This window comes from Vibrio sp. YT-15 (assembly GCF_033337445.1).
GTDB classification, from domain to species: domain Bacteria; phylum Pseudomonadota; class Gammaproteobacteria; order Enterobacterales; family Vibrionaceae; genus Vibrio; species Vibrio alginolyticus.
This window is the reverse complement of record NZ_JAWOQR010000005.1, coordinates 336,823-362,038: the sequence shown is the minus strand read 5'-3', so window position 1 is coordinate 362,038 and position 25,216 is coordinate 336,823. Positions and strand designations below refer to the sequence as shown.

Genomic DNA, 25,216 nt, shown 5'->3' with positions numbered 1-25,216 from the left:
TTACGCCAATGTTACATAGTCAAAGTTGTGTTAGAAGTCACTATGGGTGCTTGGATAATCGGCGGAAGTTTCTATTATGAAACCACACGCTTTCTCAGCCATGATAGTGATGTTGGAATCTGAGATTAAGTACTTAATTTTGTATGGATGGATTTATTGAATGAAATTGTATTCATTTTTGCTGGCTTCAGCACTCAGCCTTACCAGTGCTTCAGTTTTGGCGAATACGCCAGAGTTTGCTCATGTTACGACAACGGGGTATGGCGAAGTGACGGCCACACCTGATATGGCTACGTTTTCTGTAAAAGTAGTCGATACGACAATGACGGCCGAACAAGCGAAATTGTCCGTAGATAAAACCGTTGAAGAGTTTCTAAAAAGCTTATCGGATGCCGGCTTATCAAAAGACAATATTACTAGCTCGAATTTATACCTTGCTCCTCAGTACCATTACCCTAAATCAGGAAAAGCAGAACTTGTTGGGTATCGAGCATCTCGCAGTATTGATGTCACGGTGACGGATCTGAAAAACCTTAACCAATACCTAGATATGGCGTTAGAAGCGGGAATTAATCAGGTTGATAATATTCAACTTAAGGTAAGCAACCAAGCCGAGTATCAGCAAAAGGCACGAATGGCTGCGATTAAGGACGCAAGAGAAAAAGCAGGGTCATTAGCGACTGGTTTTGAGAAAAAGTTGGGCGATGTATGGCAGATCAATTACAGACAGATGCACGTTCAGCCTGTGTTAATGCGTTCAATGGCGATGGATAGTAAAGAAGGAGCGAATAGCTACCAAGATTCAACTATGATCATTCGCGATCAAGTCGATGTCATTTATAAGCTAAAGTAAGGCTTAGCAAACAGTAAAAAGCAAAAGGCAGGGAGTTACAACCCCTGCCTTTGTCGTTTCTGTTTCACTGTTTAGTGAAGGATACGAGCACGGATTGTGCCTTCAATGTTTTTGAGCTTTGTTAGAGCTTCTTCTGAGCGTTCAGTTTCAACGTCGATCACTACGTAGCCTATTTCAGCGGCTGTTTGTAGGTACTGCGCGGCAATGTTAATGCCTTCTTCAGCAAAGATGGTGTTGATCTGAGTTAGGATACCAGGACGGTTCTTGTGGATATGAAGCAGACGAGAGCACTCACCACTGTGTTCTGGTAATGACACTTCAGGGAAGTTTACGCTTGAAAGTGTCGATCCGTTATCAGAGTACTTAGCCAGTTTACCCGCCACTTCTAAGCCGATATTCTCTTGTGCTTCTTGTGTTGAACCACCAACGTGTGGAGTGAGGATGACGTTATCGAATTTTTGTAAAGGAGACTCGAACGGGTCAGCATTCGTTTTTGGTTCAGTTGGGAATACATCAATTGCAGCGCCGGCAAGGTGACCAGCTTCTAAGCTATGGCAAAGTGCAGGAATATCCACAACGGTGCCACGTGCCGCGTTGATAAAGATGGAGCCTGGTTTCATTCGAGCAAATTCAGCTTCACCCATCATGTTTTTCGTTTCCGGTGTTTCGGGAACGTGCAAAGAAATCACATCACATTTGTTCAGTAGTTCACTCATGGTATGTACTTGCGTCGCATTACCAAGGGACAGTTTGTTCTCAATATCGTAGTAGTAAACGCGCATACCTAAGTTTTCGGCAATAATACCAAGCTGAGTACCAATGTGACCGTATCCGATAATGCCAAGGCACTTACCACGAGCTTCGTAAGAGTTGTCTGCACTTTTCTTCCAAATACCGCGATGTGCAAGTGCATTCTTTTCAGGAATACCACGCACTAGTAAAAGGATTTGCCCAAGTACAAGCTCTGCCACGCTTCGAGTGTTAGAGAATGGTGCATTAAAGACAGGAATACCGCGTTTTGCTGCTGCGTCTAGGTTTACTTGGTTAGTACCAATACAAAAACAGCCAATTGCAACCAGCTTGTTCGCCGCATTGATTACCTCTTCGGATAGGTTCGTACGGGAGCGGATACCAATGAAGTGTACGTCTTTTACCGCTTCAATTAGTTCTTCTTCCGGAAGGGAACCTTTATGGTATTCAATGTTGGTATAACCAGCTGCTTGAAGAACTTCAACTGAAGAAGGGTGGAGTCCCTCTAACAAGAGGATCTTAATCTTTTCTTTTTCCAGTGAAACTTTGGCCATTTTTTCTCGTCCTTAAAATGGAAAGGTGGGCTAATATGGCGCACATTGGGCAAAACTATTAAAAAGGGGATAATTAACAGTTTTGTAGGAAGACAAACGTTTCCCTGTGCGTCTTCTGTTCAATAAAGTAACAAAAAAAAATTGCTTTGGGTAAGAAAATTACGGAATAAGAGATAATTTTCTTATAGAAAGGAATAAAAAACGGTGCCTTGCAGCACCGTATGTAATGAAATAACAGAAAAGTGAACCAGATAGGTTCATTTTGGGCTGTTATTTATTCTTCAATTTTTGCACCTTCTGGTGTGCCAGTGATCACTACGTCAGCACCACGATGAGCGAAAAGACCCACAGTCACCACACCAGCGATGCCGTTTATTTTGTCTTCCATTTCTTTCGGATTGGTAATTTGCATATTGTGCACATCCAGAATCACGTTGCCGTTGTCAGTCACAACGCCTTCACGGTAAGCTGGATCACCACCTAGTTTTACCAATTCACGAGCCACGTAAGAGCGTGCCATTGGGATTACTTCAACAGGCAATGGGAACTGGCCAAGTACGTCAACTGCTTTAGTGCCGTCAACGATACATACGAACTTATCAGAGATTGCTGCGACAATTTTCTCACGAGTCAGAGCCGCGCCGCCGCCTTTGATCATTTCACGTGCTGGGTTGATCTCATCTGCGCCATCAACATACACATCCAGCTTCATTACATCGTTACACTCGTATACTTCAATACCAAGCTCTTTAAGGCGCTCAGTTGAAGCGACAGAGCTAGACACTGCACCTTTAATATCATCTTTGATAGTGCCTAGTGCATCGATGAAGTGATTCACGGTAGAGCCAGTACCAACACCGACAATGCTGCCTTTCTCAACATATTTTAGTGCTGCCCAACCAGCCGCTTTTTTCATTTCATCTTGAGTCATGCCAATCTCCTGAATAGATGTTCGTTAACGTTTGCGGGCGTGATTATAGCGGCTTACTTGTCACTTTCCCATTGCCATATTTGGCTTGGGGTCACGATCTTAGGTAATGGAATGTCCCAGCTTTCAATTGGTAAGCGTTCTACATGTTGGCAGTCATGAGCGATACCAACAGGTTTAGCTCCCTCTCCAGTTATAAACCAACGTGACAGAGTACGATCGTAGTACCCTCCGCCCATGCCTAAGCGGTGTCCGATACTGTCGAACCCAACTAAAGGCGTGCAGATTAAATCAAGCTGGCGAACGGGTTTGAGGTGTCTGATATCGAGCTTGGGCTCTAAGATGCCGTACTTGTTGTAGACGAGCTGTTCATCACTTATATACTGAAGAAACAGTAACTGACCTTTAGAAAAGGGATGGATGACGGGCAGATAAACCGATTTTCCCTGTTGCCATAACCATTCAATGAGCGGTTTAGTATCAAGCTCACCGTCTGCAGAAAGGTAGATGGCAATATGTTGCGCCTGATCGATTTCAGGAAGTTGGGAAAATTGAGTAATAAGGTCGATTCCCGCTTGGTATTGCGTATCACTGCACAGAGCGTTGCGCTTTTCACGAATCAGTTTGCGGAAGTCTTGTCGAGAGAGGTCTGACATAGAGAGAATACCCCAGGGTGCCGTTGAGGATTGTGGCCCTTGAACCAGCTGGTTCAAGGCGGATCAGCAATGACAACCGTAGGCTTCTCGGTGCATGCCGAGCTTGCTCAATAGTTACCAAATACTAACCCTTAGGTATTGCTTATCGGCTCAGGGACTTAAATCCTGCTGACGCACACCCCAGGGTAAATTTTGTATTTACTGCTGTCCTTGCGTAACTTTGCTTAGTGCGTTCTCTAAAGACGCGGTGAGCTTTTCCATTCGCTCAGTAATTTCTTGCTGTTGACCATTGGATTCGTATGACTTGGTGTGCAACTCATAGCAAATATTCAATGCAGCAAAGGTCAGCAGTTGGATTTCATTGGTTACCTTAGTACGTTCGCTCATTTCTTTCAATCGGCGATCCAGATCTTTTGCCGCTGCAACAAGAGACTCTTCTTGTCCTGTCGGACAATTCACTCGTGTAAGTTTGCCTAATATTTCAACGTCGATCGCTTGATTGCTCATGATGAATAAACTCTATATTCGCGCTATCTAAGGTGTTGCTTCATACAACTACCGAGGAGCAAACTATAGGAAAACCGCTATTAAGATTCAAGCATTTCCCATCACAGAAAGAGAAATGATGACGAGATCACACAGGAATTGGGCAAATTGAACAAATGCTGTCCAAAATTGAATTTGATAGCCGTTTCAGACCACTAACCTTGATGGTAGGATATACCAATACATTATTACGCAAGAATGAGCCAAGTTATGAGTGAAATCACCCTTCCTGAATACCAATCTATTGCTGCTGAACTGCAATCGGCAAGCCTGGCAGTGACACCGGCGGAGTTACATGGCTTATTTGTTGGCATGTTAAGTGGTGGATTGGCGATCAATGATCAAACTTGGCAGCCGATTCTTTTTGACTACACCAATGATGGGATGGGGTGGCCCTCGACAGCACTCACTTTTGCTCAGAGCATATTCAACGTTACTGTTAATGAGCTTACTGGCACATCAATGGAGCTGTCTTTACTATTGCCAGATGAGCCGGGCGAAGAAGGCTTATTCGCATTAGCCGACAGTGTGTCCGACTTTGTAAACCACTTTATTTCTGGGTTAGGTCTAGCAGGCGTTGCGCTTAATAAAGCATCTGATGACGCTAAAGAAGCACTGGCTGACCTAGAAGAGATTGCCAAATTAGGCATCGATGAAGATGACGATCTTGGTGAACAAGCGCAATTGCTAGAGCAAGTGATTGAGCACATCAAAGCTTGCGTACTAACGATTCATGCTGAATTTGGTGTTCGTCCTGAAAGCAGCGACAAAAAACCTACTATTCACTAATCGTAGACTGTCCAGAGGTTAGTATGAAGCAATATGATGTAGTCATTGCTGGTGGTGCCATGGCTGGTGCAACATTAGCATTGGCGATTGACCATTTGTCTCAGGGAAAGCTCCGCATTGCCGTCGTTGAGCCTTTTAAAGCGCAATCAGATATGCACCCTGGTTTTGACTCTCGCTCAATCGCATTGTCTTACGGTACTGTCAATCTGTTGCGTCAACTACAGCTCTGGACGTCAGTAGAACCGTTTGTCACCTCCATTGAACATATCCACGTTTCTGACCGTTCTCATGCTGGGATGACGGAGATTACCAAGCAAGAGGTTGGGGTGGGAGCTCTAGGGTATGTTGTAGAATTAGCCGATGTTGGGCGTGTATATCAAGAATTATTAGACAGCAGCGAATCAATTACGCTGTTTTGTCCTGACTCGGTTACTGATATCGAGCGCGAGCAAAACTGCACCCATGTGACGTTGAAAAGTGGTGAGCAACTTGAAGCAAAACTGTTGGTGGCTGCAGATGGTGCTGTTTCGACCTGTTGTCAGAAAATTGGTCTAGAACTTTCTGAGCAAGATTTTGAACAAGTGGCTGTCATTGCAAATATTGTGACTCAAGAACCTCATCAAGGTAGAGCCTTTGAACGTTTTACTGAAAATGGCCCTGTTGCTTTATTGCCAATGAGTGACAATCGAATGTCCTTAGTTTGGTGTTTGCACCCTGAAGAAGCCCAAGCCGTTCTTGAGTTATCTGATCAAGCATTTCTCCAGCGTTTACAGAACGATTTTGGTTGGCGTTTAGGCGCGATGAAAAAAGTGGGGCGTCGTGCAAGTTACCCATTGCTTCTTCGCCATCGAAAGCAAAATATTTCACATCGCTTTGCGATTGTTGGAAATGCGGCGCAAACGCTGCACCCGATAGCTGGGCAAGGCTTTAATCTCGGTATTCGCGATGTAGTCTCACTAGCAGAAGAAATTGTGCAGCAAAGTGAGGATGTGGGTCTTTATCAAGGCCTGATGCGCTTTAGTCAACGTAGAGAAGCAGATCGAAGCGAAACTATTTGGCTAACCAGTGCCTTGGTGCATGTTTTTTCAAATGATTTACCCGCGATGCGAATTGGCCGAAATACTGCCTTAGCAGCGATGGATAACCTTTCTATTTTTAAGCAGCCGCTACTACGCCATACTCTTGGCTTGGTAAAACGATGAACGGCCGCACTGAATTAGGTAATAAAAAGCAATGATGCAAAGTGTAGATATCGCCATCATCGGCGGAGGGATGGTTGGGTTGGCACTTGCTGCCGCGTTCAAAGACAGTGATCTGCGTGTCGCCGTTATTGAAGGTAAAGTGCCAGATGATTCGTTGAAAGAATTGCCCGATGTTCGTGTGTCTGCGCTGAGCCGCTCTAGTGAGACGATTTTGCGTAAACTTGGTGCTTGGCAGGGCATAGAACAGCGCCGAGCTTCACCTTACCATGGCATGGAAGTATGGGAACAAGATAGCTTTGCCAGTATTGAATTTAATGCACAAAGTATGGCACAACCTGATTTAGGGCACATTGTTGAGAATCGTGTGATTCAACTTGCGCTACTTGAACAAGTCCAAAAGCTCGATAACGTCACTATGTTTATGCCTGCACGTTGCGCGACTCTCGCGGTCGGTGAGCAAGAAAGCTGGCTGACGCTCGATAATGGCCAAGCCATGACCGCTAAATTAGTGGTCGGAGCTGATGGGGCGAATTCGTGGCTTCGCCATCAAATGGATATTCCATTAACGCATTGGGACTATGGTCATCATGCTTTGGTCGCGAATGTCAAAACTGCTATGCCACACAACAGCATTGCGCGCCAGATATTTACTCCTCACGGACCGTTGGCATTTTTGCCAATGTCGCAACCAGATATGTGCTCTATTGTTTGGTCCACGGAGCCAAATCGAGCAGAGCAGTTAGTGGCAATGAGTGAACATGATTTCAATAAAGCGTTGACGAGTGAGTTTGATGCTCGACTTGGTCTATGTGAAGTAGTGGGAGAGCGTGCTGCGTTTCCTTTGAAAATGCGCTATGCGCGAGATTTTGTTGTCGAGCGAGTCGCGCTGGTTGGTGATGCGGCCCATACCATTCACCCATTAGCGGGGCAGGGTGTGAATTTAGGTTTATTAGATGCGGCCAGTCTTGCTCAAGAAGTATTAGCACTTTGGAAGCAGGGTCAAGATATCGGCAGTAAACGCAACCTAAGAAGCTACGAGCGTTGGCGAAAAGCGGAAGCGGCAAAGATGATCGCTACTATGCAAGGGTTTCGAGATTTGTTCTCTGGCGAGAACCCTGCTAAAAAGCTTGTTCGTGGCATTGGCTTGAGTTTAGCGGGGCAACTGCCGGGAGCGAAAGATGAGATCATGAAGCGCGCGCTTGGTTTAAAGGGACACTTGCCGGATCTGGCGCGTCAGTAAGTGCAAAGCGAACTTCAAATACACAAAAGGCTGGTTAATCCAGCCTTTGTTTTATCAACATTTTGCTAAGCATATGCGCATCGGAGTTTCATTATTTCTTGATTGATCTCTTTGACCGCTCGGAAGTGGCGTTGCTCTGCTTTCTCCGGCAGTATTAACTTACCGTTATCAAACTCGAATCTACCGACCCCGTAAATATAAATTCTTCCTTTAAAAAGACGACTTATATGTTTAGCAATCATACTTGGTGTATAGCGCTTAAACAGTCTCATATTTACTTTCCTTTTATCTAACCTAGCCTAGGTATTCTACGTTCTGGACGCGAAAATTATTGTGACAGCAATAGTATTAAATACAGATGTAGGGTGTTGCGTCAGAGAATTGTGTTGTCTTAGACAATTTGACAGTGTCATCTCTTAAATAGCGTGAGGATTACCCCAAAAATAACCTCTCTAAAGGAACCCTTACGCCAATACACTCCTTTTTACGTGACGCATTAAGCAATAGTTTTGTTACAGAATTAAGAATAGAACGAAAACGGTTGTTTGCTAGTTGTTTCTATTAAGGTCGTGCTTCGCGTAACACACTTTACGTTCTAACGATTAGAGGAAATGAAAGAGAAAAAGTTCCACGTAAAAAAAAGCCCGCTTCAGCGGGCGAATAGTCACAGATGCATTACACAAAAGTGGATAACTAACTGCATGAATGCTGTCACTCAGCTAGCTGACTCACTTTATATCGGTTAAGTGCTTGTTTGAAACTTAACCAACAAATTCAGCATATACGAGTTTTATCTTTGTGACTATTTATGTTTTATATGTGATTAAAAATTCTCATGTCTATTTTTGTAGATATGAGCGAGATCACGCAGTGATAGAAACACTACGTGTCATTACATTGTTTTTAGACGATTAACGACAGATCTCAGCTACGGTCGGCTGGCACAATTGGATAAGATCTTGAATAGAAAGCGCCAGCCCAGCCATTCGATCGCCACTGCTGATCGTGACTTCCTGTTCTTCTAGTAAGCTAGGGTCGAACACGATTGGCATATGACGTTTGAGTAACAGAGGAGTGACAGTACCAATTTTGTAACCAGTGATGGACTCAACGTCGGCTTGATCAACACAAGTCATCCGGCGACATTTCAGTAACGAGCGCACTTTTTTGGGATCAACGCTACGATCACCTGGCGCACAGGCGAGTGCATATTGATTACCCATGTCTCGTAGCAAGATTGCTTTCACCATTTGAGAGGGGCGAATGCCGCGTTGGTGCGCGGCATCCTCAATGGTGGTTGCTGGTCTTTGATGCGGTAACAGACGAAACGGAATGTGTTGGTCTGTGAGAAATTGCATCAAAGGAGTATTGATTGTATTACTCATCATCAAGACTGTAAGGCAGTGATTCGATTGTCCATTCACATTCTGGTTGCGCAACCAAACGAAGACGAGTGTCTTCATTGAGATTATTAGGCAGTACGATCAGGCCAATCGCGTGATTGTCACTGAACTGGTAGTGATTTAACAAAGCACCTACTGAACGCCAGTTTTCACCTACGCTGCGTTCGAGCTCAATTGGTTCGTCACTGAATGGAGCAGAAGTTGCACCTTTTACGATATACATCGCACGTTTATTGGTACCGCGATACTTCGCTCGTGCTACCGTTTCTTGTCCCGTGTAGCAGCCCTTTGTGAAGCTTATGCCTCCTAAAGCTTGCACGTTGAGTGCTTGTGGAATGTGAGCATTCTGCGCGGATGCAGAGACAAATGGTAAACCTGCCTCAATATCGAAACGATTCCAAAGCTCATTTGTCGTAAAGACAGCGTCGGTAGTTTCAACGATTTGCTGTGCTTTTGGCGCACTTAATATCAGTAACCAACGATCTTGTGCAACTTGCACTGCTGTGCCACCGTCAACTGGGCGAACGCTGCCAGTTGTCTTGCTCATTGTTGAAATGAATTCGTCGGCTTTGACGCCAGCAACACCTAAGATAACGTCATCAGAAGCTTCAATCGTTACTTTAGAGAAAATGGCGTATTTCTTTATTTCACCAAGTTCTACGTCAATCGCCGATTTTGGTTGGATCATGCCGTAGCCATCATGATGATGGAAAAGCCGGAACACGCTCCACACTTTGCCTTTTGCATCACAATGTGCGCCCAGTGTTGATTGGTCTTGTTCTAAAGAAACAACATCGCAGGTAACCTGACCTTGTAAGTATGATTTTTTATCATCACCGATCATGGTGATCATGCCGAAGTTATCCAGCAGTGAGATAGATAACTCTGGAAGTGCGTCTTGAGTTGAGAGAGGTAATGCTGAAAAACGAGTTTGCCATTCCATAATTACAATGCCTTTTGAAGATATTTTTCCGCTATGTTATACCCAAATAACCTTGAGATACTAGGGGAGCGATTTACGAATCAACATTTGTCTGCTTTCACTATCGTATTGTGACCCGCACACTAGTGACGTAGCACATCCCTTGTTACACTCCGCACTAACAACAAGACATCTATGAAGGAATAGTGAATGTACACTCCGGAAGAAAAAGCGCGTATTAAATGGGCTTGTCGTCGAGGCATGCTTGAGCTTGACGTAGTAATTATGCCGTTTTTTGAAGAGTGCTTTGATACTCTGAGTGAACAAGAGCAGCGTGACTTTGTTTCTTTACTTGAATGCGATGATCCTGATCTGTTTACTTGGGTAATGGGGCATGGCCGTAGCGAAAATTTAGGTCATGCAGCAATGGTTGATAAAATTGTCGCCCATAACCTCAGCAAAGTTCGTTAATTTTACTGCTTCTCCCTCTCTGACTGCCCGAGTCTTCAATGTTGTACTTTTCTTATTGATGACTTGGGCTGTTATCTTCTCTAGCATTCCGCTCGTATTATCGACTTATTTGTTATTACTGATTGTGAAGGCTTTCTCAAACCAAAGTCTTGTTCAACCTACAAGTCATGGGCATTGGTATGTGCACTGCGATGGCTCGGTCAGGTTTGATGCCCTTGAGTATGGCGAATACTCGGAAGATATTGAGTCCGAAAAGGGTCATTTACAGCGAGTCGATACATCGGCATCACCATTCAAGATAACATTCCAATTGCAATCTGGCCGTAGTGTTACGATTTGGCGTGATAGCTGTGACGATGAGCAGTATCGTCAACTATCTTTGGTATTACGCCAATGGGAAATGAAACAGGGAGCTAATGCTCCCTGCTGATGTAATAGTTTACTTGGTAAAGTTAAAGCTGTTTAGCTGGAACCAAAATCGTTGGGCCGCTGTTTTCCAGTTGGTTCGGATAGTCAAGCGTGTAGTGCAAACCTCGACTCTCTTTACGCTGCATCGCACAACGAACCATCAACTCTGCTACTTGTAAAAGGTTACGCAGTTCTAATAAGTTGTTCGACACGCGGAAATTGCTGTAGTACTCGTGTGTTTCTTGTTGCAATAGTTGGATACGGCGTAAGGCGCGCTCTAAACGCTTGTCAGTTCGCACAATGCCCATGTAGTCCCACATAAACAGACGAAGCTCGTGCCAGTTGTGCTGAATGATCACTTCTTCATCACTATTGGTTACTTTGCTTTCATCCCAACATGGCACCTGTGAGGGGAGCTCAACGTTAGTGTGATGTTTTAGAATATCTTTTGCCGCAGACCAAGCATAAACCACACATTCGAGAAGTGAGTTTGATGCCATGCGGTTAGCACCATGCAGCCCGGTGTAGCTAACTTCACCAATCGCATACAAATTTTTCAGATCGGTGCAGCCATTTCTATCCACCATGACACCGCCACAAGTGTAGTGTGCAGCAGGTACGATTGGGATTGGCTCATTAGTCATGTCAATGCCCAAGTCCATCAAACGTGAATAAATGGTAGGGAAGTGTTTCGTAATAAAGTCAGCATGCTTATGACTGATGTCGAGATACATACAGTCGGCGCCTAAACGCTTCATTTCGAAGTCGATAGCACGAGCCACGACGTCACGCGGAGCAAGCTCTTTACGTTCATCGAAATCTGGCATAAAGCGAGAACCATCTGGACGACGCAGGTAAGCACCTTCGCCACGTAACGCTTCAGTTAGCAAGAAGTTACGTGCTTCTGGGTGATATAAACACGTCGGATGGAACTGGTTAAATTCCATATTAGCCACACGACACCCTGCACGCCAAGCAATCGCAATACCATCACCAGACGACACATCTGGGTTAGAGGTGTATTGATAAACCTTTGAAGCACCACCTGTAGCGAGAACCACAAATTTGGCTCGCACGGTTTCGACATGCTCTTCGTTGCGGTTCCAAATATAAGCACCGATAACTTTGTTTTTATCACCGCCAATTTTGTCTTCGGTGATTAAGTCCAGAGCATTATGACGTTCGAGAACATGAATGTTTGGATGATTATGAGCGTTATCTTGCAGGGAGGTTTGCATCGCCATACCTGTCGCATCTGCCGCGTGAAGAATACGACGACGGCTATGACCACCTTCACGAGTTAAGTGGTAGCGAGGTTCATCGTCAGAGTCATCTTCTTCACGATCAAATGGGACACCACCGTCAATCAACCACTGTACACACTCTTTTGAATGCTCAGCAATGAACCTTACGGTCTCCTCATCGCAAATACCATCCCCGGCGATTTGCGTGTCTTCAACGTGTGAATCAATGGTGTCTGACTCATCAAATACGGCAGCGATACCGCCTTGAGCATAGTAGGTCGCCCCTTCGCTGCGTGGTCCTTTACTCAGCACCATCACCTTACAGTGGTTAGCAACGCGCAAAGCCAACGACAAACCTGCCGCGCCACTCCCTACCACTAATACATCACACTCATGTTCACGATTTGTGTTCATATAACTTTTATAATCCCAAGCTAAGGTAACAAAGTTACCTTGTGTATTATTTGCACACCATGTGCATTCCATTATCGCGACATCTGTCGCTAAGGGCTAAGTTGGGAGACCTATCGACGTCCGTGTTACGGCGGTGACTGAGCCACTCTTCTTTTTCATGCAGAGCATGAGCATGCTTCCTAAGTTATAATTTGTAACGCGGTGTTCAGATAGCCATTAGCCATGCAAATGAAAAGTAATAGTTTGTCAATGCCATTGCTTTTCCATGCTCGACCCAGCACAATCTGGGACAGAGATCATTCATTATACCCATTTCCCTCCAAGATGCTCGCTTGTCAAACTTAGACTAAAGTCAGGCAGCGGTGGTCATTTGGGTACAGACATCACACTGTGAAAAAACAATGACAAAAAACTTGAGAAACCATGGAACTTTCTCATTCACGTTAGGGTCACAATAGTGCTCAAGTAAGCAGTGGTGTCAATACTACGTTTTGCATAATTAGTACCCATATCTGAGAAGAGTAGGGGCATAACAAATAGGAGTATCCGCTCGAATGAACGAGCAGCTGACCGATCAAGTATTGATTGAGCGAGTTCAGAATGGCGATAAGCAAGCATTCAACCTGTTGGTAACAAAGTACCAGAATAAGGTATGTAATCTTATTTCCAGATACGTTAGTAATCCTGGCGATGTACCAGATGTAGCACAAGAAGCGTTTATTAAAGCTTACCGAGCTATCCCTAGCTTTCGTGGGGAAAGTGCGTTTTATACGTGGCTGTATCGCATTGCAGTGAATACTGCGAAAAATCACATTGTTGCTCAAGGGCGTAGACCTCCAGCGACAGATGTCGATGCTGAAGATGCTGAATTTTACGAAACAGGTAGTGCACTTAAAGAAATATCGAACCCTGAGAACTTAACGTTGTCCAAAGAATTGCAACGGGTGGTGTTCAGTGCAATCGAAGCTTTACCTGAAGATTTAAAAACCGCAATGACATTACGAGAGCTCGATGGCTTGAGTTATGAAGAAATTGCAGAAGTGATGGATTGCCCGGTAGGAACGGTACGATCGCGTATCTTCCGTGCTCGTGAGGCGGTGGAAAAGAAAATCAGACCTCTTTTGCAACGCTAGTACAAGTAATAACTATGGTGAAAATAATGGCTGACAAAGAAAAACTTTCAGCTCTCATGGATGGAGAATTGGTCGATAAGGCTTTAATTCAAGAGTTAGAGCAAGACCAAGAGAGCCGTGATGCTTGGCAGAACTATCACCTGATTGGTGATGTGATGCGAGGCGAAGCGCCAGCAAAACCTGAGTGGAATATTGCTGAAAGCGTGGCGTTAGCGTTAGAAGATGAACCTGCACACCGTGCGTTTGATTCGCACAGTGCAAATGTTATCTCAATTGCGGATACGCCAAAAGAGTCGCAACCAGAACCGCAAAAAGCAAAACGTCAATTGCCAGGTTGGTTGACGCAGTTTGGTCAAGTTGCTGTTGCTGCATGTGTATCGCTTGTTGTTATTTTAGGTGTACAGCAGTACGGTGGTAGCGATTCAATGTCGCCGCAAACAGATCAATTACCTGTATTGCAGACGGTTCCGTTTGCTGGCAGCGCAGAACCAGTGAGTTTGACTCGTGAGTCTGTAGAACGTTCTGTAGGCGAGGCAAATATGCAAGAGCAGCGCAAGCGTGTTCATGCTATGCTGCGAGACTACGAATTGCAGTTACGAATTAACAGTGATGCATCTCAACAAGATGCAAATCTGAATCCGGATATTGAATGAAAAAATTTCTGATCAGCGCTTGCGCTCTGTTCAGTATGATGTCTTCTCAAGCCTTTGCTGGTGATAAGCCAGCGGAGGCTTTATTGCATCAAATGAGCGAGGCGAGTAAGAATTTAAGTTACGAACTCTCTTATATCCTTATCAAAAAGAACAGCATTGAGCCGTTGCTGTATCGTCATGCCACGCATGGTGACGATCAATATGCTCATCTTGTCTACTTAAGTGGCCCCGTGCGTGAAGTGATTCGTCGCGGAACTGAAGTAAGTTACATCGAAACGGGTTTAGAACCGTTCACCATCGAGTCAGGTAAAATGGTCGCTCCGACTATGCCTATGCTCAACACCAATATCGATGAGCTAAACTTGTATTACGACTATGTAAAAGTGGGTAGAGCTCGTGAAGCTGGTGTGGCAACACAAGTGCTGCGTATTGTTCCTAAAGACGGTCTGCGCTATTCATACGTACTATGGATCGATGAGAAGAGTAAATTGCCGTTACGTGCCGACCTTGTGGACCGCGATGGTGAGATGCTTGAACAATATCGCACTATTTCTTACACGGTAAACCCAAAAATCGCAGAGTTAATGAGTGGCCTGCAAGATGTTCAATTACCTGCTGTTCTCACCATGCCAAAAGGCGATATTGGGACCAGTAATTGGCAGGTTGGTTGGATCCCTGAGGGTTTCGAGCCGAACGAGCTCAACCGCTATCGAATGGCCGTTACTAACCAAATGGTGGAGAGTCAGCTGTATTCTGATGGTCTGTTTAGCTTCTCTGTTTACGTAGCAAACAAAGATGAGCATTCGTTAAAAGGGCAGTTGGTTCGCCAAGGCAGAAGAACGCTACACAGTTTTGTGAGCGGTCAACATGAAATCTCCGTCGTAGGAGACATTCCACCGACCACAGCACAGCGTATCGCCCAATCTGTCACATTTAATGTAACAAAGAGTAAATAACAATGATGACCGCGTTGGCTACCGTTACAGACGTGCATCGTCGCGGCAAGCAATTCGAAATTGATTTAAGTTGCGAACAGCAGACCAGTTGCAGTAGTTGCTCTTCACAGAAAAGCTGTGGAACGGGCGTTGTTACTAAAGCCATTGGTAACAAGAGTTTATCTTGGCACCTGCGCACGGATAAATCGGTGAAAATAGGTCAAGTCGTCGAGATTGGTTTTCCTGAGTCGAGCCTAATAAAATCAGCAATGGCGGTTTATTTACTGCCATTGTTTGGTTTGATTATCGGTGCGATGTTTGGTCACTTCCTATTAGCGCCGCTGACAGCCGGCGGGGAAGGCATCATCATATTGGCATCGGTATTGTTTGCCGCTGGTGGAATGTGGATCGCAAAACGTGTTTCTCGTCCGTTAGAAGATGAATCCAAGCGCCAAGTTACCCTCGTTCGGGTACTTGGAGAGCCAATCCAGTAAGTGCTGTCCCCCTCCACTAAAGGTTATTTGGGTATGTACTTTAAATTACGTGCGCCCGTTAACGAAATTCGGTAGAATCTGCCAACTTGATTGAAATGCCGTCAGTAGATGGCGTTTCTTACTGTCCCTATTTGTAAAGAGTTAGTCACCCTAAATCTATGAAGCACATTCGTAACTTTTCGATTATCGCCCACATCGACCATGGTAAGTCGACCCTATCAGACCGTCTAATCCAAGTTTGTGGCGGGTTAACCGATCGTGAAATGGCCGCACAGGTTCTGGATTCTATGGATCTTGAACGTGAGCGTGGCATCACCATCAAATCTCAGAGTGTGACGCTAAACTACACCGCTAAAGACGGTGAGACGTATCAGCTGAACTTCATCGATACTCCGGGGCACGTTGACTTTGCATATGAAGTATCACGCTCTCTAGCGGCTTGTGAAGGTGCGCTATTGGTTGTGGATGCGGGTCAAGGTGTTGAAGCTCAAACACTGGCTAACTGTTACACCGCGATCGAAATGGATCTAGAGGTTGTGCCAATCTTGAACAAGATTGACCTACCAGCAGCCGATCCTGAGCGTGTAGCGGAAGAAATTGAAGAAATCGTTGGTATCGATGCAATGGAAGCAACCCGCTGTTCTGCGAAGACAGGCATTGGTGTTGATGACGTTCTAGAGAACATTGTGTCAGCGATTCCAGCACCGGAAGGTGATCCAGATGCGCCACTACAAGCGCTGATCATAGACTCATGGTTTGATAACTACCTTGGCGTTGTTTCTCTAGTGCGTATTAAAAATGGCGAACTGAAGAAGAACGATAAGATCAAAGTGATGAGTACGGGCCAAGTTTGGGGTGTAGACCGCCTTGGTATCTTTACGCCAAAACAAGTAGATACCGATACCCTTCGTACTGGTGAAGTAGGTTGGGTTGTTTGTGGTATCAAAGACATTCTTGGTGCCCCTGTTGGTGATACGCTGACTCTAGCGAAGAATGGTTGTGATAAACCGCTACCTGGCTTTAAGAAAGTTAAACCTCAGGTTTACGCAGGTCTGTTCCCTGTATCTTCCGACGATTACGAAAACTTCCGTGACGCACTAGGCAAACTAAGCCTTAACGACGCATCGCTATTCTACGAGCCAGAAAACTCTGCGGCACTTGGCTTTGGTTTCCGTTGTGGTTTCCTTGGCATGTTGCACATGGAAATCATCCAAGAGCGTCTAGAGCGTGAATACGACTTGGATCTTATTACCACAGCACCAACGGTAGTTTACGAAGTTGAGAAGACAGATGGCGATCTGCTGTATGTTGATAGCCCAGCAAAACTACCAGCGATCAATGACATTGAAGAAATTCGTGAACCGATTGCACGTTGTAATATCCTTGTGCCTTCAGAGTACCTAGGTAACGTAATCACTCTGTGTGTTGAAAAGCGAGGCAGTCAAGTTGATATGGTTTACCACGGTAACCAAGTCGCTGTGACTTACGATATTCCAATGGCTGAAGTGGTACTGGATTTCTTCGATCGTCTGAAATCAACATCACGCGGTTACGCATCTTTGGATTACAACTTCCAGCGTTTTGAAGCTTCGAACATGGTACGTGTAGACGTTCTTCTTAACGGTGACACTGTTGATGCATTGGCGATGATCACACACAAAGATCAGTCTCAGACTCGCGGTCGTCAGTTGGTAGAGAAGATGAAAGAATTCATCCCTCGCCAAATGTTTGATATCGCAATCCAAGCGGCAATTGGTAACCACATTATCGCTCGTTCAACGGTAAAACAGTTGCGTAAGAACGTTATTGCGAAATGTTACGGCGGTGACGTAAGTCGTAAGAAGAAACTTCTGAAGAAACAGAAAGAAGGTAAGAAACGCATGAAGCAGATCGGTAACGTTGAGCTGCCTCAAGAAGCGTTCCTAGCCATCCTTCACGTAGGTAAAGACTAAAGTTGAACTTTGTCTCACACTTGTCGGTCTTAAGACGTTAGATATTAAAATAAGTGAAAGGGTTTCGGCTCTTTCACTTTCGTATTTTTAGATAAGGGAATTTAATGGCGAATACATTCTCACTGATGTTGGTTATTGCGACTTTGGTAACTGGCGTGGTTTGGCTATTGGAAAAGCTGGTTTTCGCGAAAAAGCGTCAGGAAAAACTGGCTGAGATTCAAGCTCAGACGTCTAATGGTTTGGATGCAGTGACCTTGCAAAAAGTTGAGCGTCAGCCTTGGTGGGTTGAAAATAGCGTCTCTATTTTCCCTGTGATCGCGTTCGTTTTAGTATTACGTTCTTTTATCTACGAACCATTTCAAATCCCATCAGGCTCAATGATGCCTACCTTGCTGGTTGGCGATTTCATTTTAGTTGAGAAGTACGCGTACGGTCTAAAAGACCCAGTATGGCGTACTCAGCTAGTGGAAACTGGTAAGCCTGAGCGTGGTGATATCGTGGTCTTCAAATACCCACCACAACCAAGTGTGGACTACATTAAGCGTGTAGTTGGTTTACCTGGTGATATCGTGCGTTATTCAAGTGATAAGCAGCTTTGCGTGCAAAGCCAAGGCGAATCGGCATGTAAGCCAGTTAAACTGAGCAATGTTGAAGAAAGTCAGTTTAGCTCGAACGGTATTCCAATGATCCAACTAGATGAGAAATTGGGTAACGTTGAGCACAATATTTTGGTTAACCCTCTAGTGCGTAACCGCGTGGAGCAATATTTCCCACGCAGCGGCACGACAGAGTGGGTTGTACCACAAGGTCAGTATTTTGTGATGGGTGATAACCGTGACAACAGTGCTGACAGCCGTTACTGGGGCTTTGTTCCAGAAGCAAACTTAGTCGGTAAAGCTGTCGCGATCTGGATCAGCTTCGAGTTTGATCGTGGCGCAGATAGTGTTCTACCTTCATGGATTCCAACTGGTGTGCGTTTTAACCGCATCGGTGGCATTCACTAACCATTCAAATATCGAGAGAGTATGAATTCTCCAATTGATAAACTAGAGAGAAAGCTCGGCTACCAGTTTCAAGATGCCGGGCTTATCAATTTGGCGCTGACGCACCGCAGCGCCAACAGTAAGCACAATGAACGTCTTGAGTTTCTGGGCGATTCAATTTTAAGTTTTGTCATCGCTGATGATCTGTACCATCGTTTCCCAAAAGTGAACGAAGGTGACATGAGCCGCATGCGTGCTACTTTGGTTCGCGGACATACATTGGCGGAACTGGGTCGTGAATTCGATCTAGGAGATTATTTAAAATTAGGTCCAGGTGAATTGAAGAGTGGCGGTTTTCGCCGAGACTCTATTTTAGCCGATGCGGTTGAAGCCATTATTGGCGCAATTTACCTAGACAGTGATCTTGAAGTTGTGCGAGGCATTGTACTGAGTTGGTATCAGTCACGCCTTGAAGCCATTAAACCAGGCGTTTCACAGAAAGATCCGAAAACTCGCCTACAAGAGTTCCTACAAGGCAGAAGAAAACCGCTGCCTGTCTACACAGTGACTAATATTAAAGGTGAAGCGCACAACCAAGAGTTCACGGTTGAGTGCGAAGTAGCAGGTGTGGATAAGCCTGTAATCGGTAAAGGCACCAGCCGCCGCAAGGCAGAACAAGCGGCTGCTGAAACAGCACTTGAGCAATTAACAAATGGCTGATAACGAATTCGATATCGATGCGTTTTTCGCATCACAAGGTGAGCCAAGCTCGCCAGAAAACCAACACTGTGGCTTTATTGCTATTGTTGGTCGTCCAAACGTAGGTAAGTCGACACTTTTGAACAAGATTTTGGGTCAGAAGATTTCGATCACCTCTCGTAAGCCGCAAACGACACGCCACCGTATTATGGGTGTGGATACGGACGGCGATTACCAAGCGATTTACGTCGACACGCCTGGACTTCACATTGAAGAAAAGCGTGCGATCAACCGTTTGATGAACCGTGCAGCTAACTCGTCATTGAGTGATGTAAACCTTGTGTTCTTCTTAGTCGATGGTACGCATTGGACTAAAGACGATGAGATGGTGCTGACCAAACTTCAAAAATCGAACTTCCCAGTTGTGCTTTGTGTAAACAAAGTCGACAACGTACAAGATCGTAACGACGTGATGCTACACATGGCGGAGATGTCGAAGAAGATGGACTTCGTGGATGTTGTGCCAATCTCTGCCAAGCAAGGTAAGAACATTGACGTACTGCGTAAGCACGTGCGTAATCACTTACCTAAAGCAACGCATCACTTCCCAGAAGAATACGTGACTGACCGTTCTCAGCGTTTTATGGCGTCTGAGATTGTGCGTGAAAAGCTGATGCGCTTTACTGGTGAAGAGCTGCCATACTCAGTAACGGTTGAAATTGAACGTTTTGATTACAACCCAGAAACCGACGGTTTCCACATCAATGCCTTGATTCTTGTTGAGCGTAATGGCCAGAAGAAAATGGTGATTGGCAAAGGCGGCGAGAAGATTAAAACCATTGGTCGCGAAGCGCGTTTAGATATGGAAGAATTGTTCGGTCGTAAGGTTTACCTAGAAACTTGGGTAAAAGTGAAATCTGGCTGGGCAGACGACGAACGAGCGTTGCGATCGTTGGGTTATATAGACGATTTATAATCTTGGCTGCGAAGGTGCTTCGCTCCAACATCGATGAAAAATCAGTATCGATTAAAATAAGGAGCCGCTCGGCTCCTTATTTTTTATTTCACACTTTTTAGGCACAATGACTTAGATGAGTAATCTGTCTTCCGAAGGTTTACAGCGCTGTTTTGTATTGCACCGACGCCCTTACAGTGAATCGAGCTTAATCCTTGATGTATTTAGTGAGGAATATGGCCGAATGACTTTAATGGCCAAAGGCGCGCGCAGTAAACGTTCGAACTTAAAAGGCGCATTGCAACCTTTTACCCCGCTATTACTTAAATGGTCGGGGAAAGGCTCAATGAAAACTTTGCGTCAAGCCGAGCCGATAAGCCTAGGTTTACCGTTAACGGGCATTAATCTCTACTCAGCCATGTACGTCAATGAACTGATTGGCCGTATTTTGATGGCTGAAGTGCCGATGCCAGCACTATTTCATGATTATTTGCATGCGTTAACCGAGTTGGCGCACAACGAGAACCCTGAGCCTGCACTGCGTCGTTTTGAGTTAGCCTTGCTGTCTGCGATGGGGTATGGCGTGGATTTTTTGCATTGTGCAGGTACCGGCGAGCCCGTCGATCCAGAAATGACCTATCGTTACCGGGAACAGAAAGGGTTTATTGCTTCGGTTAGGCGCGATAACCTCACGTTTTTAGGGAATGAACTGATTGCTATCAGTGAGCGGCGGTTCGTCACTAAAGAGCAGCTAAAAGCGGCAAAACGCTTTACACGTATAGCCTTAAAGCCGTATCTTGGCGGCAAACCTTTAAAAAGTCGTGAATTTTTCATTCAGACCCCCAGAGCACGGAGTAACGGAAAATGAGCTCAATTTATTTAGGCGTCAATATCGACCATATTGCCACTCTACGTAATGCACGTGGTACAAAATACCCAGATCCTGTTCACGCTGCTGAAATTGCAGAGCGTGCAGGCGCGGACGGTATCACTATCCACTTACGTGAAGACCGTCGCCATATTTTGGATCGTGATGTACGTATTCTGCGTGAAACCATTCAAACGCGTATGAATCTAGAGATGGCAGTGACTGACGAAATGGTTGAGATTGCGCTGCAAACTAAACCAGAGTTTGTGTGTTTAGTGCCTGAAAAGCGTGAAGAACTGACGACGGAAGGTGGCTTAGATGTAGTAGGGCAGCTTGAAAAAATTAAAGCTGCGACGAAAAAGCTGACAGATGCAGGCATTAAAGTTTCGCTATTTATTGATGCTGACCGTCAACAGATTGAAGCTGCGAAAAAGTGTGGCGCTCCGTTTATTGAGCTACATACTGGCCATTATGCAGATGCGACTACAGAAGACGAACAACAAGCTGAACTGAAGAAGATTGCCGCTGCTGCGAGTTATGCACATGATCTAGGTATTATTGTTAATGCCGGGCATGGCCTGACTTATCACAATGTCGCACCAATTGCTGCATTACCAGAAATTTACGAACTCAACATTGGTCACTCAATCATTGGTCGCGCGGTATTTGATGGTTTAAATAAAGCGGTTGCTGACATGAAAGCACTGATGATTGAGGCTCGCCAGTCATAGGGCTATCTAGATGGCGATTATAGGGTTAGGGACCGACATTGCAGAAATTGAGCGTATTGAAAAAGCGTTAGCTCGTAGTGGTGAACCTTTTGCTCAGCGGATTCTTTCAGAAGAAGAAATGGCCAAATTCTCACAGCTTCAGCTGCAAGGTCGTTATCTTGCTAAGCGCTTTGCAGTCAAAGAAGCGGCCTCAAAAGCATTGGGGACAGGGATCGCAAAAGGGGTCACGTTTCACGATTTTTCCATCTCGAACGATGAGCTTGGAAAACCAGTGCTCGCATTGACGGGCACAGCCAAGCAAATAGCGGATGCGATGGGCGTTAACCACATTCACCTGTCCATTTCCGATGAGCGTCATTACGCTGTGGCGACGGTCATTTTTGAATCCTAGCTTGTAAGTCTTAAACAAAATACTAAAAAGCCAGAGCAGATGCTCTGGCTTTCTTGTCTCTCGAGCAGATTACTGTTCAAGGTATAATTTTGCAGTCGTTATGACTTTAATCATTTCATCTTGCAGCTCGAACATTTCAGGCTCAACTTCCTCAAGACTGACCCCTGAGCGCAGTGCTTGCTCAAGCGTCGCACAGAGTGACTTCAGTCTTGGAACGCCACAATATGAACTACTGCCGTGCAGCTTATGGATGACATGAATTAGGTCATCACGGGAGATATCTTCTTGCTCCAGAGCTTGGTCAACGACTGCTTCTACTTCAGGGATGAACTCAATCAACATGCGCAGCATGTCTTTAGCGAGATCCTCTTTATTCGCGCTCTGTTTCAAGGCCGCTTGCCAATCAATAATCACATCCTGTTGAGGTGAAGAGACGGATTGTGGTGCGCTTCCTTCAGGTTCATCAACGTATGAAGGGGCGACTTTGCCAATGCTCTCTGTACAAGCATTTGGGTTCCAGTGAACCAAAACCTGTTGTAGCACATGCTCTTCAATAGGTTTGGTCAAGTAGTCATCCATTCCTGCCGAGAGCAAGCGGTCTCGTTCCCCTGCCATGGCATGCGCCGTTACCGCAATCACTGGCGTGTCTTTATTTAGCTCCAACTCTTTAATGTGCTTACAAGCGGTCACACCATCCATTTGTGGCATTTGGATATCCATGAAGATTAAATCGTACTTTTTCTCTGTCGCCAGGTTCACCGCTTGCTGGCCATTGCTACAGGCTGTGACGGTTTCTACTCGTTCGCGGAGCAGTGCAGAGATCAGCTTCAAGTTTGCAGGGTTGTCATCCACTGCTAGTACAGTGAGAGGTAAACGGTCCCCTTCGCTTGGCGTAATTGGAGCGCTTAATACCGGTGGCGATTCTACATGTTCGCTAATCAGGCTTTGTAGCAACTTACGGCGAGACAATGGTTTCGTCAGGCACTGGACGTGATGCTCTGTCATTATTTGGTCCGCAAGCGCCAATTCGGTACTCGGTGTCCCTAGGAGAACACTCGGAGCCATGCGTTTCGCTTGTTCTATCCAAGGTGTAATAACTTCCGCATCGTGAGTCTGGTTGGCCGCTAAATTCAACAGTACATAATCATATTGTTCTTCGTTGTTTGGTAGCGAAGAGCGGTAGGTTACTAAAATACCCTCCTGACTTAGAATCTGTTGGGTTACGGATGCGGCTTGCATGTTTGGTTCAATCAGCAGTAACTGCTTCCCAGTCAGAAGTTCCACTTCAATCAGTTCGCTCATTGGCATCTCGGTTGAGTGCAAGCGCACCGTAAACCAGAAGGTTGAACCTTGGTGTAGACGGCTGGTTAAACTGATTTCGCCGCCCATCTGGCTCACCAGTTTCTGAGTGATAACCAGACCAAGACCAGTACCGCCGTAACGACGTGAAATACTTGCATCTGCTTGGCTAAAGGCTTGGAACAACTGCGCTTGCTGACGCTCAGAGATACCAATACCGGTATCACGCACCATGAATTGCAGTTCGACGGAGTCTCCTGATTGAGAGCGCATTTCTACGCTAACATCAATGTTGCCTCGCTCGGTAAACTTGATTGAGTTACCGACTAAGTTCGTCAAAATTTGCTGGATACGTAGTGGATCCCCAACTAAACCTGGTGGAATTTTAGGGTCCACTTTTAGGGTGATTTCTAACCCTTTCTCATGTGCACTTGTGGCTTGTAGGTTAATTACCTCTTCTAAACTTTCTCGGAAATCAAAAGGAATGTTTTCGAGTGCCAGCTTACCCGCTTCAAGTTTCGAGAAGTCGAGAATGTCATTGATGATATTCAGCAGGTTGTTCGCCGATTTCTCAATCGTCTGTAGGTAATCCGTTTGGCTGTTAGAAAGCTGCGTTTTAAGCATTTGACGAGTAAAGCCAATCACCCCATTGAGCGGAGTACGCAGCTCGTGCGACATGTTCGCCAAGAACTCTGACTTAACCCTGGCCGCTTCTTGCGCGCGTTTCTTCGCGATATCCAGCTCAACGTTCTGAATTTCTAGCTGCTCAAGCGTTTCACGTAAGTCGGACGTGGCTTGGTCTATACTGTGCTGCATCTCCACGTGATATTCTGATAACGATACCGCCATGGCGTTGATGCCATTTTTTAGCTGGTCTAACTCACCGTGCATTTTGCCTTCGATACGCACATCCAGATGACCGCGGCGAATGCGGTCAACGACATTCTTCATGTGGGTGATAGGTTGGGTCACATCGTGCATTAGACGTGAAGCAAACACACTTGCTAAGCCAAGACCGAGAACCAGAACTAAAAAAGCAGAAAAGACTTCTTGATACTGTTGCAGCCTCAAGGAGGAGAGATCTAACTCGACGGCGATGTAACCAATCGCTTTTGTGCCTTGGCTTTCGTTCGACAACTCCGCTAAGTAGTGACCTTCTGACAAAATGGGGACACGTAATATCAGTGAGTTTTCGTAGATTTCCGAATTACCCAGTTGCGGGATCGGTTTATCTTTGGGAAACATCAAGGCTTCAAAATTAGGATGAAAGTTAGAGGTAACAAAGAGCTCATGATGTTCATCAAATACCGCGATACTACGAACCAGTTTGGAGTTTTTGCGGTGCGCGTAGCTTATCAAGCGACGTACCGCCTCTCGGCTTTCTGATAGTAGATGAGTTTCACTGGCAATCGCCAGCGGCTCAATAATGCTGTTACCAGTGGTGATAACTTGTTTCTCAAGGTCTTGGTAGCGGTTAAATGAGAAAAAGCCGCTCAGTAATAAACCAATAATGAGAGTGGGAGCGAGAGTTAGTGTAATTACACGTGCTCGTAAGCCATATCTGGTCATGTTATCTAATTACATCGGAGTCTGGATATGGGAAAATAACGCATTATTTCTCAAGCGCACGATAAAGCCTTGAGCAAAGAAGTGACGTCACCGAATAAACGGTAAGCATAATCAAGTCACTCGAATCACACAACGGCTGCAATCAAGAATAGTGAAGCCGAAGAGCAATTACAT

Annotated in this window: 26 protein-coding genes and 1 other RNA gene; 17 read left to right on the top strand and 10 right to left on the bottom strand. The window is 45.3% G+C overall.

What is annotated here, in order from left to right:
* Positions 1-160: 160 nt before the first annotated feature.
* Positions 161-853, top strand: coding sequence for an oxidative stress defense protein (locus tag R7D93_RS12755; RefSeq protein WP_005384550.1), 693 nt, complete (start codon positions 161-163; stop codon positions 851-853).
* Positions 854-924: 71 nt separating this feature from the next.
* Here R7D93_RS12755 and serA read toward each other — a convergent pair whose 3' ends face one another.
* The 5 genes from serA to R7D93_RS12730 all read right to left on the bottom strand — a co-directional run bounded on the left by serA (position 925) and on the right by R7D93_RS12730 (position 4,248).
* Entirely contained in the window at positions 925-2,157 is a 1,233-nt protein-coding gene (serA, locus tag R7D93_RS12750) for a phosphoglycerate dehydrogenase (RefSeq protein WP_005384551.1), read from the bottom strand.
* A gap of 274 nt (positions 2,158-2,431) precedes the next feature.
* Complete coding sequence (gene rpiA, locus R7D93_RS12745) at positions 2,432-3,088, bottom strand: ribose-5-phosphate isomerase RpiA (protein WP_005380982.1); 657 nt, start codon at positions 3,086-3,088, stop codon at positions 2,432-2,434.
* 53 nt (positions 3,089-3,141) lie between these two features.
* Positions 3,142-3,741, bottom strand: coding sequence for a 5-formyltetrahydrofolate cyclo-ligase (locus R7D93_RS12740; RefSeq protein ID WP_005384552.1), 600 nt, complete (start codon positions 3,739-3,741; stop codon positions 3,142-3,144).
* A gap of 5 nt (positions 3,742-3,746) precedes the next feature.
* Positions 3,747-3,931: non-coding RNA, 6S RNA (gene ssrS / locus R7D93_RS12735), on the bottom strand.
* 8 nt (positions 3,932-3,939) lie between these two features.
* The gene (locus R7D93_RS12730; RefSeq protein WP_005384553.1) at positions 3,940-4,248 is read right to left on the bottom strand and encodes a cell division protein ZapA; all 309 of its coding nucleotides are present in this window, start codon (positions 4,246-4,248) and stop codon (positions 3,940-3,942) included.
* 249 nt (positions 4,249-4,497) lie between these two features.
* Here R7D93_RS12730 and R7D93_RS12725 point away from each other — a divergent pair, with 249 nt between their 5' ends.
* The 3 genes from R7D93_RS12725 to R7D93_RS12715 are packed head-to-tail and all read left to right on the top strand — an operon-like array spanning position 4,498 to position 7,518.
* On the top strand, positions 4,498-5,076 hold the full coding sequence (locus R7D93_RS12725) for a YecA family protein (RefSeq protein WP_005380976.1): 579 nt from the start codon (positions 4,498-4,500) through the stop codon (positions 5,074-5,076).
* A 23-nt stretch (positions 5,077-5,099) separates the two neighbouring features.
* On the top strand, positions 5,100-6,278 hold the full coding sequence (gene ubiH / locus R7D93_RS12720) for a 2-octaprenyl-6-methoxyphenyl hydroxylase (RefSeq protein ID WP_213904135.1): 1,179 nt from the start codon (positions 5,100-5,102) through the stop codon (positions 6,276-6,278).
* Between the two features lie 31 nt (positions 6,279-6,309).
* Positions 6,310-7,518 carry an FAD-dependent 2-octaprenylphenol hydroxylase gene (locus R7D93_RS12715; RefSeq protein WP_033907445.1) on the top strand — a complete coding sequence of 403 codons (1,209 nt, stop codon included), beginning with the start codon at positions 6,310-6,312 and terminating at the stop codon, positions 7,516-7,518.
* A gap of 65 nt (positions 7,519-7,583) precedes the next feature.
* Here the strand turns inward: R7D93_RS12715 and R7D93_RS12710 are convergent, their stop codons facing one another.
* The 3 genes from R7D93_RS12710 to ygfZ all read right to left on the bottom strand — a co-directional run bounded on the left by R7D93_RS12710 (position 7,584) and on the right by ygfZ (position 9,864).
* Positions 7,584-7,790, bottom strand: coding sequence for a DUF1107 domain-containing protein (locus R7D93_RS12710; protein ID WP_005380970.1), 207 nt, complete (start codon positions 7,788-7,790; stop codon positions 7,584-7,586).
* A 639-nt stretch (positions 7,791-8,429) separates the two neighbouring features.
* Positions 8,430-8,903, bottom strand: a complete 474-nt coding sequence (locus R7D93_RS12705; RefSeq protein ID WP_005384562.1) for an aminoacyl-tRNA deacylase — start codon at positions 8,901-8,903, stop codon at positions 8,430-8,432.
* Positions 8,896-9,864, bottom strand: coding sequence for a tRNA-modifying protein YgfZ (ygfZ, locus tag R7D93_RS12700; RefSeq protein ID WP_225496703.1), 969 nt, complete (start codon positions 9,862-9,864; stop codon positions 8,896-8,898). Before ygfZ ends, R7D93_RS12705 begins: the two co-directional genes overlap by 8 nt.
* A gap of 189 nt (positions 9,865-10,053) precedes the next feature.
* Between ygfZ and R7D93_RS12695 the strand changes: the two genes are divergently transcribed.
* Both R7D93_RS12695 and R7D93_RS12690 read left to right on the top strand, forming a co-directional pair.
* On the top strand, positions 10,054-10,314 hold the full coding sequence (locus R7D93_RS12695) for a succinate dehydrogenase assembly factor 2 (protein ID WP_005380951.1): 261 nt from the start codon (positions 10,054-10,056) through the stop codon (positions 10,312-10,314).
* A complete protein-coding gene (locus tag R7D93_RS12690; RefSeq protein WP_225496701.1) occupies positions 10,283-10,744 on the top strand; it encodes a protein YgfX in 462 nt (153 codons plus the stop codon). The genes R7D93_RS12695 and R7D93_RS12690 overlap by 32 nt, the downstream gene beginning before the upstream one ends.
* A gap of 22 nt (positions 10,745-10,766) precedes the next feature.
* On the opposite strand, the gene nadB is transcribed toward R7D93_RS12690, so the two are convergent.
* Positions 10,767-12,380: an L-aspartate oxidase gene (gene nadB, locus R7D93_RS12685; RefSeq protein ID WP_213868953.1), complete on the bottom strand. Its 1,614-nt coding sequence runs from the start codon at positions 12,378-12,380 to the stop codon at positions 10,767-10,769.
* A gap of 554 nt (positions 12,381-12,934) precedes the next feature.
* Here nadB and rpoE point away from each other — a divergent pair.
* The 11 genes from rpoE to acpS all read left to right on the top strand — a co-directional run bounded on the left by rpoE (position 12,935) and on the right by acpS (position 22,174).
* The gene (gene rpoE, locus R7D93_RS12680) at positions 12,935-13,513 is read left to right on the top strand and encodes an RNA polymerase sigma factor RpoE (protein WP_005380946.1); all 579 of its coding nucleotides are present in this window, start codon (positions 12,935-12,937) and stop codon (positions 13,511-13,513) included.
* A 26-nt stretch (positions 13,514-13,539) separates the two neighbouring features.
* The gene (locus tag R7D93_RS12675; RefSeq protein WP_005380944.1) at positions 13,540-14,166 is read left to right on the top strand and encodes a sigma-E factor negative regulatory protein; all 627 of its coding nucleotides are present in this window, start codon (positions 13,540-13,542) and stop codon (positions 14,164-14,166) included.
* Entirely contained in the window at positions 14,163-15,122 is a 960-nt protein-coding gene (rseB, locus tag R7D93_RS12670; RefSeq protein ID WP_005380941.1) for a sigma-E factor regulatory protein RseB, read from the top strand. Before R7D93_RS12675 ends, rseB begins: the two co-directional genes overlap by 4 nt.
* A gap of 2 nt (positions 15,123-15,124) precedes the next feature.
* A complete protein-coding gene (locus R7D93_RS12665; RefSeq protein ID WP_005380936.1) occupies positions 15,125-15,595 on the top strand; it encodes a SoxR reducing system RseC family protein in 471 nt (156 codons plus the stop codon).
* A 158-nt stretch (positions 15,596-15,753) separates the two neighbouring features.
* On the top strand, positions 15,754-17,547 hold the full coding sequence (gene lepA, locus R7D93_RS12660) for a translation elongation factor 4 (protein ID WP_005380934.1): 1,794 nt from the start codon (positions 15,754-15,756) through the stop codon (positions 17,545-17,547).
* A gap of 104 nt (positions 17,548-17,651) precedes the next feature.
* The gene (lepB, locus tag R7D93_RS12655; RefSeq protein WP_005380933.1) at positions 17,652-18,551 is read left to right on the top strand and encodes a signal peptidase I; all 900 of its coding nucleotides are present in this window, start codon (positions 17,652-17,654) and stop codon (positions 18,549-18,551) included.
* 21 nt (positions 18,552-18,572) lie between these two features.
* Complete coding sequence (rnc, locus tag R7D93_RS12650) at positions 18,573-19,250, top strand: ribonuclease III (protein WP_005380932.1); 678 nt, start codon at positions 18,573-18,575, stop codon at positions 19,248-19,250.
* Entirely contained in the window at positions 19,243-20,205 is a 963-nt protein-coding gene (gene era, locus R7D93_RS12645; protein WP_005380931.1) for a GTPase Era, read from the top strand. Before rnc ends, era begins: the two co-directional genes overlap by 8 nt.
* Positions 20,206-20,320: 115 nt before the next feature.
* The gene (gene recO / locus R7D93_RS12640; RefSeq protein ID WP_005384578.1) at positions 20,321-21,052 is read left to right on the top strand and encodes a DNA repair protein RecO; all 732 of its coding nucleotides are present in this window, start codon (positions 20,321-20,323) and stop codon (positions 21,050-21,052) included.
* Positions 21,049-21,783 (top strand): pyridoxine 5'-phosphate synthase, encoded by a 735-nt coding sequence (gene pdxJ, locus R7D93_RS12635; RefSeq protein ID WP_213867358.1) that lies wholly within the window; start codon positions 21,049-21,051, stop codon positions 21,781-21,783. The genes recO and pdxJ overlap by 4 nt, the downstream gene beginning before the upstream one ends.
* Before the next feature lie 10 nt (positions 21,784-21,793).
* Complete coding sequence (gene acpS, locus R7D93_RS12630) at positions 21,794-22,174, top strand: holo-ACP synthase (protein WP_213867357.1); 381 nt, start codon at positions 21,794-21,796, stop codon at positions 22,172-22,174.
* 69 nt (positions 22,175-22,243) lie between these two features.
* Here acpS and barA read toward each other — a convergent pair whose 3' ends face one another.
* Positions 22,244-25,042 carry a two-component sensor histidine kinase BarA gene (barA, locus tag R7D93_RS12625; RefSeq protein ID WP_213867356.1) on the bottom strand — a complete coding sequence of 933 codons (2,799 nt, stop codon included), beginning with the start codon at positions 25,040-25,042 and terminating at the stop codon, positions 22,244-22,246.
* Positions 25,043-25,216: the final 174 nt, after the last annotated feature.

Coding starts and splice junctions, on each gene's coding strand:
- R7D93_RS12755 (WP_005384550.1), top strand. CDS start 161: ATGAAATTGTATTCATTTTTGCTGGCTTCAGCACTCAGCCTTACCAGT.
- serA (WP_005384551.1), bottom strand. CDS start 2,157: ATGGCCAAAGTTTCACTGGAAAAAGAAAAGATTAAGATCCTCTTGTTA.
- rpiA (WP_005380982.1), bottom strand. CDS start 3,088: ATGACTCAAGATGAAATGAAAAAAGCGGCTGGTTGGGCAGCACTAAAA.
- R7D93_RS12740 (WP_005384552.1), bottom strand. CDS start 3,741: ATGTCAGACCTCTCTCGACAAGACTTCCGCAAACTGATTCGTGAAAAG.
- R7D93_RS12730 (WP_005384553.1), bottom strand. CDS start 4,248: ATGAGCAATCAAGCGATCGACGTTGAAATATTAGGCAAACTTACACGA.
- R7D93_RS12725 (WP_005380976.1), top strand. CDS start 4,498: ATGAGTGAAATCACCCTTCCTGAATACCAATCTATTGCTGCTGAACTG.
- ubiH (WP_213904135.1), top strand. CDS start 5,100: ATGAAGCAATATGATGTAGTCATTGCTGGTGGTGCCATGGCTGGTGCA.
- R7D93_RS12715 (WP_033907445.1), top strand. CDS start 6,310: ATGATGCAAAGTGTAGATATCGCCATCATCGGCGGAGGGATGGTTGGG.
- R7D93_RS12710 (WP_005380970.1), bottom strand. CDS start 7,790: ATGAGACTGTTTAAGCGCTATACACCAAGTATGATTGCTAAACATATA.
- R7D93_RS12705 (WP_005384562.1), bottom strand. CDS start 8,903: ATGAGTAATACAATCAATACTCCTTTGATGCAATTTCTCACAGACCAA.
- ygfZ (WP_225496703.1), bottom strand. CDS start 9,864: ATGGAATGGCAAACTCGTTTTTCAGCATTACCTCTCTCAACTCAAGAC.
- R7D93_RS12695 (WP_005380951.1), top strand. CDS start 10,054: ATGTACACTCCGGAAGAAAAAGCGCGTATTAAATGGGCTTGTCGTCGA.
- nadB (WP_213868953.1), bottom strand. CDS start 12,380: ATGAACACAAATCGTGAACATGAGTGTGATGTATTAGTGGTAGGGAGT.
- rpoE (WP_005380946.1), top strand. CDS start 12,935: ATGAACGAGCAGCTGACCGATCAAGTATTGATTGAGCGAGTTCAGAAT.
- R7D93_RS12675 (WP_005380944.1), top strand. CDS start 13,540: ATGGCTGACAAAGAAAAACTTTCAGCTCTCATGGATGGAGAATTGGTC.
- rseB (WP_005380941.1), top strand. CDS start 14,163: ATGAAAAAATTTCTGATCAGCGCTTGCGCTCTGTTCAGTATGATGTCT.
- R7D93_RS12665 (WP_005380936.1), top strand. CDS start 15,125: ATGATGACCGCGTTGGCTACCGTTACAGACGTGCATCGTCGCGGCAAG.
- lepA (WP_005380934.1), top strand. CDS start 15,754: ATGAAGCACATTCGTAACTTTTCGATTATCGCCCACATCGACCATGGT.
- lepB (WP_005380933.1), top strand. CDS start 17,652: ATGGCGAATACATTCTCACTGATGTTGGTTATTGCGACTTTGGTAACT.
- rnc (WP_005380932.1), top strand. CDS start 18,573: ATGAATTCTCCAATTGATAAACTAGAGAGAAAGCTCGGCTACCAGTTT.
- era (WP_005380931.1), top strand. CDS start 19,243: ATGGCTGATAACGAATTCGATATCGATGCGTTTTTCGCATCACAAGGT.
- recO (WP_005384578.1), top strand. CDS start 20,321: ATGAGTAATCTGTCTTCCGAAGGTTTACAGCGCTGTTTTGTATTGCAC.
- pdxJ (WP_213867358.1), top strand. CDS start 21,049: ATGAGCTCAATTTATTTAGGCGTCAATATCGACCATATTGCCACTCTA.
- acpS (WP_213867357.1), top strand. CDS start 21,794: ATGGCGATTATAGGGTTAGGGACCGACATTGCAGAAATTGAGCGTATT.
- barA (WP_213867356.1), bottom strand. CDS start 25,042: ATGACCAGATATGGCTTACGAGCACGTGTAATTACACTAACTCTCGCT.